Below are 14,793 nucleotides of genomic sequence, written 5' to 3' on the forward strand. Positions count from 1 at the left end.
CTCACTCGGGTGCCTGCGGAACAGCCTTCTCCTTCGGTGTGACGGGCTGTTCCGTGGCGACGGATTGTGGGTCGGGGGAGGTGGCCTCCCCGGTGCCGTCCGCGCCCTCGGGGTCCAGGAGGGAGCAGACGACGCCGAGGAGCTGGTCCACGTCCACGGGTTTCGGTACGTAGTCGGTGGCGCCCTGCGCGATGGCCTTCTCGCGGTCGCCGGGCATGGCCTTGGCGGTGAGGGCGACGATGGGCAGCCCCTGCCAGCGGGAGCTGCGGCGGATCGCGGCCATCGTCTCGTAGCCGTCCATCTCCGGCATCATGATGTCCATCAGGACCAGGTCGACGTCCGGATTGCGCTCCAGCGTCTCGATGCCCTCACGGCCGTTCTCCGCGTACAGGACGGGCATGCCGACGCGGCTCAGCACGTGGGTGAGCGCGAAGACGTTGCGGATGTCGTCGTCGACGATGAGCACGCGGCGGCCCGGGAGTATGCGGCCCGCGCGCCCTTCCTTCCACTCCTCCAGTTTGGTCGGGGTCGGCCAGCTGTCGTCGGGTTCGAGTGTGGTGTGCGGGTGCAGGGCGGCCTGCTCCGCCGGTTCGGGCAGCTGGGTGTGGGTGGCTGCGTACGCGACGGCGGCCGCGCCGTGGCCGGGGTGCACCACGGGGACGTAGAGCGAGAAGGTCGAGCCGTGGCCGGGGCGGCTCTCCGCCGTGATGCGGCCGCCGAGCAGGCCCGCGATCTCGCGGCTGATGGACAGACCGAGGCCGGTGCCGCCGTACTTGCGGTTGGTGGTGCCGTCCGCCTGCTGGAACGCCTCGAAGATCACCGGGAGTTGTTCGGCCGGGATGCCGATGCCGGTGTCGCTGACGGCGAAGCAGAGCAGATCGTCGTTGTCGTGCAGGAGCCGGTCGCCCGAGGCCGCCCTGACCCGGCTGACCCGCAGCTCGACGCTGCCCGCCGAGGTGAACTTGACCGCGTTCGACAGCAGGTTGCGCAGGATCTGCTGCAGGCGCTGCTCGTCCGAGAACATCTCGCGCGGCACGTCCTCGCCCACCGACACGTCGAAGGCGAGACCGCGGTCGAGGGTGAGCGGCCGGAACGTCGCGTGGACGTAGTCCAGGACCTTGATGAGCGGGAGCTTCTTGGGCCGGACGTCCATCCGGCCCGCCTCGATCTTCGACAGGTCCAGGATGTCGTTGATGAGCTGGAGGAGGTCCGAGCCCGAGCGGTGGATGGTCGTCGCGAACTGCACCTCCTGGTCGGAGAGGTGGTCGTCGGGGTTGTCGGAGAGCAGCCGGGCCAGGATGAGGAGGGAGTTGAGCGGGGTGCGCAGCTCGTGCGACATGTTCGCCAGGAACTCCGACTTGTACTGGGAGCTCGTGGCGAGCAGGGCGGCCTTCTCCTCGAGCTCCGCGTTCGAGCGGCGCAGCTCGGCCTGCTGGCGCTGGAGTTCGTCCGAGCGCTCCTGGAGCTGGATGGCCAGGCGCTGCGACTCGCCGAGCAGGGACTCCGTACGGGAGTTGGCGATGATGGTGTTGATCGCGACGCCGATGGTGTTCACGAACTGGTCGAAGAAGGCCAGGTGGACGTCGGAGAAGCGGGAGAACGTCGCCAGCTCGATGACGCCGAGCAGCTTGTCCTCGAAGAGGATCGGGATGATGACGACCGTCGCGGGGGCCGCGTCGCCGAGCCCCGAATGGATCTTGATGTAGTCGGGCGGTACCTCCTCGACGAGGATCCGCTTCTTCTCCAGCGCCGCCTGCCGCACCAGGCCCTGTGCGGGCATGCCGCCGGTGTCGACGACGGAGCCCTGCGCGGCGCCGTACCCGGCGATGAAGGCGAGGCCCTTGGCGGTGACCTGGGTGGGCGCCGGGGACTCCGCCGTGTCCGGGTCGGCGAGGAAGAACGCGCCGTACTGCGCGTTCACCAGCGGGGTCAGCTCGCGCAGGATCAGGTCGGCGACCTCCATCAGGTCGCGGTGGCCCTGCATCAGACCGGCGAGACGGGCGAGGTTGGACTCCAGCCAGTCCTTGGCGCGGGTGGTCTCGCGGAGGTTGGAGACCATGAGGTTGATGTTGTCCTTGAGGTCGGTGACCTCGCCACGCGTCTCGACGGTGATGGCGCGGGTCATGTCGCCCTGGGCGACGGCGGAGGCCACCTCGGCGATGGCGCGGACCTGTGTGGTGAGGTTCAGCGCGAGCTCGTTCACGTTCGTCGTCAGGCGCTTCCAGGTGCCGTAGACGCCCTCGACCCGCGCCTGGCCGCCCAGCTGGCCCTCGGAGCCGACCTCGCGGGCCACGCGGGTGACCTCGGAGGAGAACGAGGACAGCGTGTCCACCATGGTGTTGATGGTGGTCTTCAGCTCCAGGATCTCGCCGCGCGCGTCCACGTCGATCTTCTTGGAGAGGTCGCCCTGGGCCACGGCGGTCGCGACCTGCGCGATGTTGCGGACCTGGCCCGTGAGGTTGTCCGCCATGTAGTTGACGTTGTCGGTGAGGTCCTTCCACACGCCCGACACGCCGAGGACCTGCGCGCGTCCGCCGAGCCGGCCGTCCGTGCCGACCTCGCGGGCCACCCGGGTCACCTCGTCGGCGAAGGCGCGCAGCTGCTCCACCATGGTGTTGACGGTGTCCTTGAGCTCCAGGATCTCCCCGCGCGCGGTGACCGTGATCATCTTGGAGAGGTCGCCGTTCGCCACTGCGGTGGTGACCTGGGCGATGTTGCGGACCTGCGAGGTGAGGTTCGACGCCATGAAGTTGACGTTGTCGGTGAGGTCCTTCCACACGCCCGACACGCCGCGGACCTGCGCCTGACCGCCGAGGTTGCCTTCCGTGCCGACCTCGCGGGCGACGCGGGTGACCTCGTCGGCGAAGGCGGACAGCTGGTCGACCATCGTGTTGATCGTCGACTTCAGCTCCAGGATCTCGCCCTTGGCCTCGACCGTGATCTTCTTGCCGAGGTCGCCCTGGGCCACGGCCGTCGACACGAGCGCGATGTTGCGCACCTGGGAGGTGAGGTTGTCCGCCATGAAGTTGACGTTGTCGGTGAGGTCCTTCCACACGCCCGACACGCCCCGCACCTGAGCGCGCCCGCCCAGATTGCCTTCCGTGCCGACCTCGCGGGCGACGCGGGTGACCTCGTCGGCGAACGCGGACAGCTGGTCGACCATCGTGTTCACCGTCGACTTCAGCTCCAGGATCTCGCCCCGGGCGTCGACGGTGATCTTCTGGCTCAGGTCGCCGTTGGCGACGGCCGTGGTGACCTGGGCGATGTTGCGGACCTGCGAAGTGAGGTTCGACGCCATGAAGTTGACGTTGTCGGTGAGGTCCTTCCACACGCCCGACACGCCCCGGGCCTGCGCGCGGCCGCCCAGCTGGCCCTCCGTGCCGACCTCGCGCGCCACGCGTGTCACCTCGGCGGCGAACGCGGAGAGCTGTTCCACCATCGTGTTCACGGTCAGCTTCAGTTCGAGAAGCTCTCCCGTCGCCTCGACGGTGACGGTGCGCGTCAGGTCGCCCTGCGCCACCGCCGTGGTGACGAGGGCGATGTCGCGCACCTGCGCGGTGAGGCGGGACGCCATCGTGTTGACGGCCTCCGTCACGTCCCGCCAGCTGCCGGAGAGCCCTCGTACCTTGGCGCGCCCGCCGAGCCGGCCCTCCGTACCGACCTCGCGGGCGACGCGCGTGACTTCACCCGTGAAGAGGGACAGCTGATCGACCATCGTGTTGACGGCGCGGCCCAGGCGGCGCAGATCGCCCCGGAGCTCGCGGGTGCCGTCGTGCAGGTCGACGCGCTGGGTGAGGTCGCCGCCCGCCACCGCGTTGAGCACCCGGGTGGCGTTCGCCGCCGGGGCGACCAGCGCGTCCAGGAGGGTGTTGACCTCCGACACGCGCGCCGCCCACCGGCCCTGTCCCGGGCTCGCGGCGAACCGCTCGTCCAGCCGACCGTGTCGTATGATCTCCCGCCGCACGCGGACGAGTTCGCCGTCGAAGTGCAGCGAGCGGTCGAGCATCTCGTTGAACACCACGTACAGCTCGGCGGTTATGCCTTCGCCGACCGGCGCGACCTTGGTGAAGTCCCCGTCCCGCGCGGCGCGCATGGCGGCGAGAAGCGGGCGCAGCTGACACATGGCCGAATCCGTACCGGACACGGCGGCCTGCGCGGGGACCGGAATCCGGTCGTCTCGAACCGCAGGCATAGCACTGTTCTCACTCATAACGGCCCACTTCAGTAACTCGGTGCTTATGGGCGCGGCCAGTCTGTCACTCTGTCGGTGTCGCCTGAGGCGTATTCGCCCGAACTGCTCAGGAGCCGCACCGTGGGGTCCATTCCGCTGCAACGGGAGACCGACTTCCGTTCTTTCGCTCCGGCCCCGGACCGCCCCGGGCCGTCGGTCGTGGTGGGTACATCTCTGCCCGGAAATCCGCTTGCGCCCGCCGCCGCACGCAAGTTCGTGCGTGCGGCGCTCGCCGACTGGACCGAACTCGGCGTGCCCGCGGCCGTGGGATTCACCGACCGGCTGGCCGACGACTCCGTGCTGCTGGTGAGCGAACTGGTGACGAACGCCGTCGTGCACGCGGGCACGGCCGTCGAGCTGCTCTGCCGCCTGGACGACGCGGAGCCCGGCGCGAGCACCGGGGCCCTCGTCATCGAGGTCTCCGACCACCACCCCTCCCGCGCCGTCCGCAGCGAGCAGACCCGCCCGGCGAGCGGCACCCCCGAGTACGGCCGCGGCCTGTACCTCGTCGCGACCCTCTCCGAGTCCTGGGGCATCACCTACCGCCCGGGCACCAAGACCGTCTGGGCCCGGCTGCCCGTCGAGGGCGTCCAGGCCGTCCACGAGATCGAGTCGTACGCGAGCGAGCAGGCGCTCCACCGCGGTCTGCGCGCCGCCGAGATCCTCGCGCCCCTGCCCAAGAGGACACCGCACGACATGGAATGGGTGAACAGGGGCGCGCTCACGTTCCTCGCCGAGGCCTCCGACATGCTGGCCGGACAGTTCGACGAGGACATGGTGGCCGCCCTCGCCGGACAGCTGCTCGTGCCGCGGCTCGCCGACTGGTGCGCGGTGTGGCTGGAGGAAGGCTCGGAGGGGCCCGTGCGCGGGGACCCGGGCGCCCCCGGCGCACGTCTCGCCCGCGTCTGGCACAGCAGCGAGCACCGCATGGAGGAGCTCCGCCGCGTCCTGGAGAAGGAGCCGCCGCAGCTGCCCGAGGCGGCCGGCTCGGGCGCCTTCCCCATCCCCTGGCCCGGCGAGGCCCTCGCGGCCGGAGCGGGCTCGTCCGGCGCGGCCCTGGCCTACCGGCTGGCCGCGGGCGGGCGCTCGCTGGGCACCCTCGTCATCGGCCGGGCGGGCCTGGTCCGGTTCGCCGACGAAATCACCGGCCTCGTCGAGGACTTCGCCCGCCGCGTCGCCCTGGCGATCAGTACCGCGCGGCGCTATCAGCGCCAGGCCAACATCAGCCAGGTGCTGCAGCGCGGGCTGCTTCCCAGCAAGGTCGCGGAGATCCCCGGCGTCGAGAGCGGCCTGGTGTACGAGCCGCGGGACAAGGGCGGCCCCGGTGGCGACTTCTACGACGTGTTCCACGCCAGTGAGGGCCGCTGGTGCTTCGCGCTCGGCGACGTCCAGGGCAAGGGCCCGGAGGCGGCCGTCGTCATCGGCCTCGCCCGCCCCTGGCTGCGCCTGCTCGCCCGCGAGGGGTACGCGGTCGCGGAGGTCATGGACCGGCTCAACCAGCTGCTCCTCGACGACGCGACCGAGGCGGCGGACGCCGCGGCCGCGGTCGTCGCGGTCGCGGGCGGCCAGGGCGTGCCGCCCGACGGCCCCACCTCGCGCTTCCTCTCCCTCCTGTACGGCGAGCTGGTCCCCTACGAAGGGGGAGTGCGCTGCACGATCGCGTGCGCCGGCCACCCGCTGCCGCTCCTCCTCTCGCCCGAGGGCGAGGTGCGGGAGGCGGCCACCCCGCAGATGCTGCTCGGGGTCGTCGACGACGAGACGTACACGAGCGAGAGCTTCGACCTGCGGGCGGGCGAGACGCTCCTGTGCGTCACGGACGGCGTGACCGAGCGGCGCTCGGGGCGCAGCCAGTTCGACGACGGGGACGGCCTCGCCGAGGCCCTCGCCGGCTGCGCGGGGCTCGACGCGGGGCTGGTGGCGGAGCGGATCAGGCGGCTCGTGCACGAGTTCTCGGACCGGCCGCCGGACGACGATCTGGCGCTTCTGGTGCTGCGGGCGCGCTGAGGCGGGCCGGGCGAGGGGGCCTGAGCGGTGGGGGACAATCGAAGGCATGCCTTCCGCACTGCCCGATGGTGAGCCCATGCCCGAGGACGGCGCGCTGCCCGCGTCCGCCCTGGCCGGCGCGGCCTCGCGCCCACTCGGCTTCTACCTGCACGTTCCGTACTGCGCCACGCGCTGCGGCTACTGCGACTTCAACACCTACACCGCCACCGAGCTGCGCGGCTCCGGCGGCGTGCTCGCCTCCCGCGACAACTACGCGGACACCCTGACCGACGAGGTGCGCCTCGCGCGCAAGGTCCTCGGCGACGACCCGCGGCCGGTGCGGACCGTGTTCGTCGGGGGCGGCACGCCGACGCTCCTTGCCGCGGGCGACCTCGTACGGATGCTCGCCGCCGTACGGGACGAGTTCGGGCTCGCCGACGACGCGGAGATCACGACCGAGGCGAACCCCGAGTCGGTCGACGCGGCGTACCTGGCCGAGCTGCGCGAGGGCGGGTTCAACCGCGTCTCCTTCGGCATGCAGAGCGCGAAGCAGCACGTCCTGAAGGTGCTTGACCGCACGCATACGCCGGGGCGGCCCGAGGCGTGCGTCGCGGAGGCGCGGGCGGCCGGGTTCGAGCACGTCAACCTCGACCTGATCTACGGCACACCGGGCGAGACGGACGACGACTGGCGGGCCTCGCTCGACGCGGCGATCGGCGCCGGGCCCGACCACGTGAGCGCGTACGCGCTGATCGTCGAGGAGGGCACGCAGCTGGCGCGGCGGATCCGGCGCGGAGAAGTGCCGATGACCGACGACGACGTGCACGCGGACCGGTACCTGATCGCCGACGAGGTCCTCGGGAGCGCGGGCTTCGAGTGGTACGAGGTCTCCAACTGGGCCACCTCCGAGAGCGGCCGTTGCCTGCACAACGAGCTGTACTGGCGCGGTGCCGACTGGTGGGGCGCCGGGCCGGGAGCCCACAGCCACGTGGGGGGCGTGCGGTGGTGGAACGTCAAGCATCCCGGCGCGTATGCCGGGGCGCTCGCGGGGGGCGGGTCGCCCGGCGCCGGGCGTGAGCTGCTCTCCGACGAGGACCGTCGGGTGGAACGCATCCTGCTGGAGCTCAGGCTGCGCGACGGCTGCCCGCTCCCGCTCCTGAAGGAGACCGGCCTCGCCGCGGCGCGGCGCGCGCTGGGGGAGGGCCTCCTGGAGGCCGCCCCGTACGACGAGGGGCGTGCGGTGCTGACGCTGCGGGGGCGGTTGCTGGCCGACGCGGTGGTGCGGGACCTGGTGGACTGAGGCGGTTCGCGGGGGCGGGCGCGGGCGCGGGGAATCTCACGCGCCGTGCGGGGCGCCCTGAGTGTCGTCACCACGGCACGGAGGCCGGCCCGGTACATGCAGGCGCAGGAGCCCCCCGTGCCGTCAGGGCAGCGTGACGAAGTCGATCAGTTCCTCCACACGGCCGAGCAGCGCCGGTTCGAGGTCCTTGTAGCTGCGCACCGAGCCCAGGATCCGCTGCCACGCGGCCCCCGTGTTCTCCGGCCAGCCCAGCGCCCTGCACACACCCGTCTTCCAGTCCTGGCCCCGCGGGACCCGGGGCCACGCCGTGATGCCGACCGAGGCGGGCTTCACCGCCTCCCAGACGTCGATGTAGGGGTGGCCGACCACCAGGGCGTGCGCGCTGGTGACCTCCGCGGCGATGCGGGACTCCTTGGAGCCGGGGACGAGGTGGTCCACGAGGACGCCGAGGCGCGCGTCGGGGCCGGGGGCGAACTCGGCGACGATCGCCGGGAGGTCGTCGATGCCCTCCAGGTACTCGACGACGACGCCCTCGACGCGCAGGTCGTCGCCCCAGACCCGCTCCACGAGTTCGGCGTCGTGCCGGCCCTCCACGTAGATGCGCCCCGCGCGGGCGACCCTGGCCCGCGCCCCGGGGACGGCCACCGAGCCGGACGCGGTGCGGGAGGGGCGTACCGGAGCGCGCGCGGCGCCCGAGGGGCGTACGAGGGTGACAGGACGGCCCTCGAGCAGGAACCCGCTCGGCTCCATCGGGAAGACGCGGTGCTTGCCGAAGCGGTCCTCCAGGGTCACGGTCGGGCCCTGCGCCGTCTTCTCGCAGCGGATCACCGCCCCGCAGAAGCCCGTGCTCAGCTCCTCGACCACGAGGCCGGCGTCCGCCGCCACCTCGGGCACGGGCTTCGGCTTCTTCCAAGGGGGCGTGAGATCGGCGGAGTACTGGCGCATTCTGCCGACGATAGGAAGAACGGGCCCGCTCCCGCCTACGACACGCCGAAACGGGCCGCCAGTGTGGCGCGCTGCGCACGGACAAAAGCCGCATCCACCACCGCACCGTGCCCCGGCACGTACAGCGCGTCCTCGCCCCCGAGCTCCAGGAGCCGGTCGAGCGCTGCGGGCCACCGCGTCGGCACCGCGTCCGGGCCCGCCTGCGGTGTGCCCGACTCCTCGACGAGGTCGCCGCAGAAGACGACCTCGCGGCCCCCGTCCACGCCCGGCACCAGGACCACCAGATCGTGGGCCGAGTGCCCGGGGCCGATGTTCGCGAGCAGCACCTGCAGGCCGCCGCCCAGGTCGAGCGTCCACTCCCCGCACACCAGGTGGTGCGGGTGGACCAGGAGGTCGGCGGCCTCGGCCGCCGCGTCCGCGTCCAGGCCGTGCCGCACCGCGTCCGCGCGCAGCTCGTCGCGGCCCGCCGTGAGAACCGTCTCGATGCCCACCGCGCCGTACACCTCCACGCCCGCGAAGGCCGCCGCCCCGAGGACGTGGTCGAAGTGCGGGTGGGTGAGGGCGAGGTGGGTGACCCGGCGGGCGCCGCCGAGGATGGCGCGGGCCTGGGTGCGCAGGGCCGCGCCCTCGGCCAGGCTCGACCCGGCCTCGATCATGAGGGCCGCGTCCCCGCCGACGACGAGTCCCGCCGTGCAGTCCCAGGTGGGCAGGCGGCGCCGCCCCACGCGCGGCGCGAGCTGCTCCCAGCCCGCCGCTTCCCAGGCCGGCGTCACGTCCATGCGGTGACGCTATCCCACGGGAGGCGTTCGGTCCGGCTGCCCGGAGTGCGGCATGACACAGGGGGGTCCGCCCTTGCCGGGGCCGTACCCGACGGCCGTACACTGACCTTCTGAAAGGCTGGCACTCCCGCACGGTGAGTGCCAGACGGGGGCTCGGGGAACGTTCGGGGCCCGTCGTGACGGAAGACAGTTGGAGGTGTGCGCGATGCTCAATGAACGCAGGCTCGAAGTGCTGCGCGCCATCGTCCACGACTATGTCGGGACGGAGGAGCCCGTCGGCTCCAAGGCCCTCACCGAGCGGCACCGTCTGGGGGTCTCACCGGCCACCGTGCGCAACGACATGGCGGCGCTGGAGGAGGAAGGGTTCATCGCCCAGCCGCACACCAGCGCGGGGCGCATCCCGACGGACAAGGGCTATCGGCTGTTCGTCGACAAGCTCGCGGGCGTCAAACCGATGACGGCGCCCGAGCGCCGGGCCATCCAGAACTTCCTCGACGGCGCCGTGGACCTCGACGACGTGGTGGGGCGCACGGTCCGGCTGCTCGCGCAGCTGACGCGGCAGGTCGCCGTGGTGCAGTACCCGTCGCTCACGCGGTCGACGGTGCGGCACGTGGAGCTGCTCTCGCTGGCTCCCGCGCGGCTGATGCTCGTACTGATCACGGACACCGGCCGGGTCGAACAGCGCATGATCGACTGTCCGGCGCCGTTCGGCGAGACCGCGCTCGCGGACCTGCGGGCACGGCTCAACAGCCGGGTCGCGGGCCGCCGCTTCGCGGACGTGCCGCAACTGGTGCAGGACCTGCCGGAGGCCTTCGAGGCCGAGGACCGCGGCACCGTCTCGACGGTCCTCGCGACCCTCCTCGAAACCCTGGTCGAAGAGACCGAGGAGCGGCTGATGATCGGCGGAACCGCCAATCTCACCCGCTTCGGACATGACTTTCCCCTCACCATCCGGCCCGTTCTCGAAGCCCTTGAGGAGCAGGTCGTGCTCCTCAAGTTGCTTGGGGAGGTGCAGGATTCGGGCATGGCCGTACGGATCGGTCATGAGAACGCCCATGAGGGACTCAGCTCTACTTCCGTGGTCTCGGTCGGCTACGGTTCGGGCAGCGAGGCAGTAGCCAAGCTCGGCGTGGTCGGACCGACCCGCATGGACTATCCGGGAACGATGGGAGCAGTACGCGCAGTGGCACGTTACGTCGGACAGATCCTGGCGGAGTCGTAAGTGGCCACGGACTACTACGCCGTACTCGGCGTGCGCCGCGACGCTTCCCAGGACGAAATCAAGAAGGCCTTCCGGAGGCTTGCGCGAGAGCTTCACCCGGACGTGAATCCGGATCCGAAGACTCAGGAGCGCTTCAAGGAGATCAACGCCGCGTACGAGGTGTTGTCGGACCCGCAGAAGAAGCAGGTCTACGACCTCGGCGGCGACCCGCTGTCCCAGGCGGGCGGCGGCGGTGGCGCGGGCGGTTTCGGGGCCGGTGGCTTCGGCAACTTCTCGGACATCATGGACGCGTTCTTCGGTACGGCGTCGCAGCGCGGCCCCCGGTCGCGCACGCGCCGTGGCCAGGACGCCATGATCCGCCTGGAGATCGACCTCGACGAGGCGGCCTTCGGGACCACCAAGGACATCCAGGTCGACACGGCGGTCGTCTGTACGACCTGCAGCGGTGAAGGTGCCGCGCCGGGGACGTCCGCCCAGACCTGTGACATGTGCCGCGGTCGCGGTGAGGTGTCGCAGGTCACGCGGTCCTTCCTCGGCCAGGTCATGACCTCGCGGCCGTGCCCGCAGTGCCAGGGGTTCGGCACGGTCGTGCCCACCCCGTGCCCCGAGTGCGCCGGTGACGGCCGCATCCGGTCGCGGCGGACGCTCACCGTGAAGATCCCCGCCGGTGTCGACAACGGCACCCGGATCCAGCTCGCGGGCGAGGGCGAGGTCGGCCCCGGCGGCGGCCCCGCGGGCGACCTGTACGTGGAGATCCACGAGCTGCCGCACGAGGTCTTCCAGCGGCGCGGGGACGACCTGCACTGCACCGTCACCATCCCGATGACGGCGGCCGCGCTCGGCACGAAGGTGCCGCTGAAGACGCTGGACGGCATGGAGGAGATCGACATCAGGCCGGGCACGCAGTCCGGTCAGTCGGTCCCGCTGCACGGCCGCGGCATCACGCACCTGCGCGGTGGCGGTCGCGGAGACCTCATCGTGCACGTCGAGGTCCTCACGCCCACGAAGCTCGATGCCGAGCAGGAGCGGGTGCTGCGGGAGCTGGCGCAGATGCGGGGCGAGGAACGGCCCACGGGGCAGTTCCAGCCGGGGCAGCAGGGGCTTTTCTCTCGGCTCAAGGATGCGTTCAACGGGCGGTAACGCCTGGAGCGGTGTCTTCGTAAGGGTTCCCCTTCGGTGCGGGTTGTCCCCGTGCCGGGGGGCCTTTGCGTGTGGCCCTTCCTGCGGGTCGTGGGGGCTTGGCGCGCGGTTCCCCGCGCCCCTGAAGGCCGCTGCGCGGCCCCTTGAGGGGCGCGGGGAACCGCGCGAGCAACCCGGGGCGGCCCGCACCTGCCGGTCGGCGCGTGGCACGATGCGTGCATGAGCTCCGCACTGACCGATCTCTGCCGCCATCCGATCGTGCAGGCACCCATGGCGGGCGGTGCCTCCGGCCCGCAGTTGGCCGCGGCTGTCGCCGAGGCCGGTGGGCTCGGGTTCCTCGCCGCCGGGTACAAGACCGCCGACGGGATGTACCAGGAGATCAAACAGCTGCGGGGGCTGACCTCGCGGCCCTTCGGCGTCAACCTCTTCATGCCGCAGCCCGACACCGCCGACGCCGCGGCCGTCGAGGTCTACCGCAACCAGCTCGCCGGTGAGGCGTCCTGGTACGAGACGCAGCTCGGCGACCCGGACAGCGGGCGTGACGACGGGTACGACGCCAAGCTCGCGATCCTGCTCGACGACCCCGTGCCGCTCGTCTCCTTCACGTTCGGCTGCCCCACGCGCGACGTCCTCGACGCCTTCGCGCGCGTCGACACCACGACCGTCGTCACCGTCACCACGGCCGAGGAGGCCCAGACGGCCCAGTGGGCCGGGGCCGACGCGGTGTGTGTGCAGGGCATCGAGGCGGGCGGCCACCAGGGCACCCACCGGGACAACCCCGAGGCCGACGGCGCCGGGATCGGGCTGCTCTCCCTGATCACGCAGGTCCGCGAGACCGCGCAGATCCCGATCGTCGCGGCCGGCGGGCTGATGCGGGGCGCGCAGATCGCCGCCGTCCTCGCGGCCGGCGCGGAAGCGGCGCAGCTCGGCACGGCGTTCCTCGTCACCCCCGAGTCGGGCGCGAACCCGCTCCACAAGCAGGCCATGACCAACCCGCTGTTCGTGCGGACCGAGCTGACCCGGGCCTTCTCCGGCCGCCCGGCGCGTGGCCTCGTCAACCGCTTCATGCGCGAGCACGGCCCGTACGCCCCCGCCGCCTACCCGCAGGTCCACCACCTCACCAGCGGTCTGCGCAAGGCCGCGGCGAAGGCCGGTGACGCGCAGGCCATGGCGCTCTGGGCCGGGCAGGGGCACCGGCTCGCCCGGGAGCTGCCCGCCGGACAGCTCGTGGAGGTGCTCGCCGCCGAGCTGGCCGAGGCGACGGCGGCGTCGGGTCCGGAGGACGCGGCATGACCGCCCCCGTCTTCGTCGTCGAGGACTTCGCCGCGGGCGCCGGCGGACGCTACGTACTGGACGGGCCCGAGGGGCGGCACGCCGTCTCCGTGAAGCGGCTGCGCGCCGGTGAGGACGTCGTGCTGACCGACGGCGCGGGGCGCTGGGCGCGGTGCGTGGTCCTCGACACCGAGGGCAAGGACCGACTGGTCCTCACCATGGACCCGGTGACCGAGGAGCCCGAGGAGTCGCCCCGTATCACCGTCGTGCAGGCCCTGCCCAAGGGAGACCGCGGTGAACTGGCCGTGGAGACCATGACGGAGACCGGCGTCGACGCCGTCGTGCCGTGGACCGCCTCGCGCTGCATCACGCAGTGGAAGGGCGAGCGCGGCCTCAAGGCCCTGGCCAAGTGGCGGGCCACCGCGCGCGAGGCGGGCAAGCAGTCGCGCCGGGTCCGCTTCCCCGAGATCGCCGACGCCGCGTCGACGAAACAGGTCGCCGCCCTCCTCGCGGAGGCCGACTTCGCGGCCGTCCTGCACGAGGAGGGCAGCGAGCCCCTCGCCACCGCGGAGCTCCCGAAGGCCGGGCACATCGTGCTGGTCGTCGGGCCCGAAGGGGGCGTGTCCCCGGACGAGTTGGCGGCCTTCGCCGGGGCGGGCGCGAAGCCCTACCGGCTGGGGCGCAGTGTGTTGCGCACGTCGACGGCCGGAACCGCGGCGACCGCTCTGCTTCTCGGCCGTACGGGCCGCTGGGCCTGACCGAACCCCCTTGGAGACCGATATGGAACTCGCTCAGGTCCGGCTGCTCGTCACGGACTTCCCCGCCTGCTACCGCTTCTACGACGAGGTCCTCGGCCTCAAGCCCCAGTCGGGCGCCGAGGAGGGGCCGTACGAGAAGTTCAGCCCCGCCGCGGGCTCCGCGGGCATCGCGCTGCAGGACCGGGCGATGATGGCCGGGCTGCTCGGCGAGGTGGCCGGGTCGGTGGCAGGCCACCGCTCGCTGGTGGTGCTGCGGGTCGACGACCTCGACGCGTACTGCGCGGTGATCACCGGCCGGGGCGCCGTGCTCACCCACGGCCCGGCGCCGCTGACGGACCGCATGCGGGTGGCGCACCTCAAGGATCCCGAGGGGAACCTGGTGGAGCTCCAGGAGTGGCTGCTGCTGCGCGCCTGACGAAGCCCGGACGGGCGCGAGGGAGCAGATGGCCGCAAGCGGTCTACCGCACCGGGGCGCGCAGTGGCACTCTGCCGCCTATGGGGGCATGGAGACGGTTACGCGGCCGGGCCATGGCGACCCGGCGCACGACGTCGTTGTACGCCGTCGCACTCGTCGGCGCCGCCGCGCTCGGCGTCACCGCGTGCGACCCCGTGGACGGGGGGATGAACACCTCCTCGATCGCGCTCACCACCGACGAGATGGGCACCAAGGAGCTGGAGCGGCAGCACGCGGACGTGGCGTGGCTCAGCTGTACCGCCGGCTTCGGCGACAAGGTCACCCCGCGCGGCAGGTCCGCGTCGTCCGACGTGGTGGCCGAGGTGGACTGCCAGGGCGAGACCGACGGCGGCAAGGACATCACCATCAAGGGCAAGGTGCGTTCCGTCGTCGACGGCAACTGCGTCCGCGGCAACCTCACCGCGCGGGTGGGCGGCAAGCAGTGGTTCCGCGTCGACGTGCTGGGCAACTGCGACGCGGACGACGGCAATGGGGACGGGAACGGGAACGGGAACGGGGGCGGAAGTGGTGGCGGGGGCGGCGAGCCGTCCGGTCCTGCCGTCTCCCACCGGCCGCCGCCCACCCACGAACAGCCCCGCCCCACGCCCACCACCACCGTCACCGTGACCGTCACCGCGGACCCGCCTCCCGGGCCGACCTGCAACTGCCTGCCCGGCAAGTGATCCAAACCGCTGTCGGCCGACTCGGC

General features: G+C 72.1%; 11 protein-coding genes. 8 read left to right on the forward strand and 3 right to left on the reverse strand.

Going from position 1 to position 14,793, the window contains the following annotated elements; genetic code table 11:
- Position 1: 1 nt before the first annotated feature.
- Positions 2-4,093 (reverse strand): HAMP domain-containing protein, encoded by a 4,092-nt coding sequence (locus tag ACZ69I_RS01825; protein WP_470830637.1) that lies wholly within the window; start codon positions 4,091-4,093, stop codon positions 2-4.
- Positions 4,094-4,312: 219 nt separating this feature from the next.
- On the opposite strand from ACZ69I_RS01825, the gene ACZ69I_RS01830 reads away from it, so the two are divergent.
- Together ACZ69I_RS01830 and hemW are read left to right on the forward strand one after the other, a co-directional pair.
- The gene (locus ACZ69I_RS01830; protein ID WP_470830040.1) at positions 4,313-6,235 is read left to right on the forward strand and encodes a SpoIIE family protein phosphatase; all 1,923 of its coding nucleotides are present in this window, start codon (positions 4,313-4,315) and stop codon (positions 6,233-6,235) included.
- Between the two features lie 46 nt (positions 6,236-6,281).
- A complete protein-coding gene (hemW, locus tag ACZ69I_RS01835; protein ID WP_470830041.1) occupies positions 6,282-7,514 on the forward strand; it encodes a radical SAM family heme chaperone HemW in 1,233 nt (410 codons plus the stop codon).
- A gap of 123 nt (positions 7,515-7,637) precedes the next feature.
- On the opposite strand, the gene ACZ69I_RS01840 is transcribed toward hemW, so the two are convergent.
- Together ACZ69I_RS01840 and ACZ69I_RS01845 are read right to left on the reverse strand one after the other, a co-directional pair.
- Positions 7,638-8,459, reverse strand: coding sequence for a DUF3097 domain-containing protein (locus ACZ69I_RS01840; RefSeq protein WP_467669080.1), 822 nt, complete (start codon positions 8,457-8,459; stop codon positions 7,638-7,640).
- Positions 8,460-8,494: 35 nt separating this feature from the next.
- Positions 8,495-9,232, reverse strand: a complete 738-nt coding sequence (locus ACZ69I_RS01845) for an MBL fold metallo-hydrolase (RefSeq protein WP_470830638.1) — start codon at positions 9,230-9,232, stop codon at positions 8,495-8,497.
- A 211-nt stretch (positions 9,233-9,443) separates the two neighbouring features.
- On the opposite strand from ACZ69I_RS01845, the gene hrcA reads away from it, so the two are divergent.
- The 6 genes from hrcA (at position 9,444) to ACZ69I_RS01875 (ending at position 14,767) form a co-directional block, all read left to right on the forward strand.
- Positions 9,444-10,460, forward strand: coding sequence for a heat-inducible transcriptional repressor HrcA (gene hrcA / locus ACZ69I_RS01850; protein ID WP_467669078.1), 1,017 nt, complete (start codon positions 9,444-9,446; stop codon positions 10,458-10,460).
- The gene (gene dnaJ / locus ACZ69I_RS01855) at positions 10,461-11,600 is read left to right on the forward strand and encodes a molecular chaperone DnaJ (RefSeq protein ID WP_389714466.1); all 1,140 of its coding nucleotides are present in this window, start codon (positions 10,461-10,463) and stop codon (positions 11,598-11,600) included.
- A 219-nt stretch (positions 11,601-11,819) separates the two neighbouring features.
- A complete protein-coding gene (locus ACZ69I_RS01860; protein ID WP_470830042.1) occupies positions 11,820-12,893 on the forward strand; it encodes a nitronate monooxygenase in 1,074 nt (357 codons plus the stop codon).
- Entirely contained in the window at positions 12,890-13,630 is a 741-nt protein-coding gene (locus ACZ69I_RS01865; protein WP_470830043.1) for a 16S rRNA (uracil(1498)-N(3))-methyltransferase, read from the forward strand. Before ACZ69I_RS01860 ends, ACZ69I_RS01865 begins: the two co-directional genes overlap by 4 nt.
- Positions 13,631-13,652: 22 nt before the next feature.
- A complete protein-coding gene (locus tag ACZ69I_RS01870; protein ID WP_470830044.1) occupies positions 13,653-14,045 on the forward strand; it encodes a VOC family protein in 393 nt (130 codons plus the stop codon).
- 113 nt (positions 14,046-14,158) lie between these two features.
- A complete protein-coding gene (locus ACZ69I_RS01875; protein WP_470830046.1) occupies positions 14,159-14,767 on the forward strand; it encodes a hypothetical protein in 609 nt (202 codons plus the stop codon).
- Positions 14,768-14,793: the final 26 nt, after the last annotated feature.

Source organism: Streptomyces sp. NPDC036815, assembly GCF_055609205.1.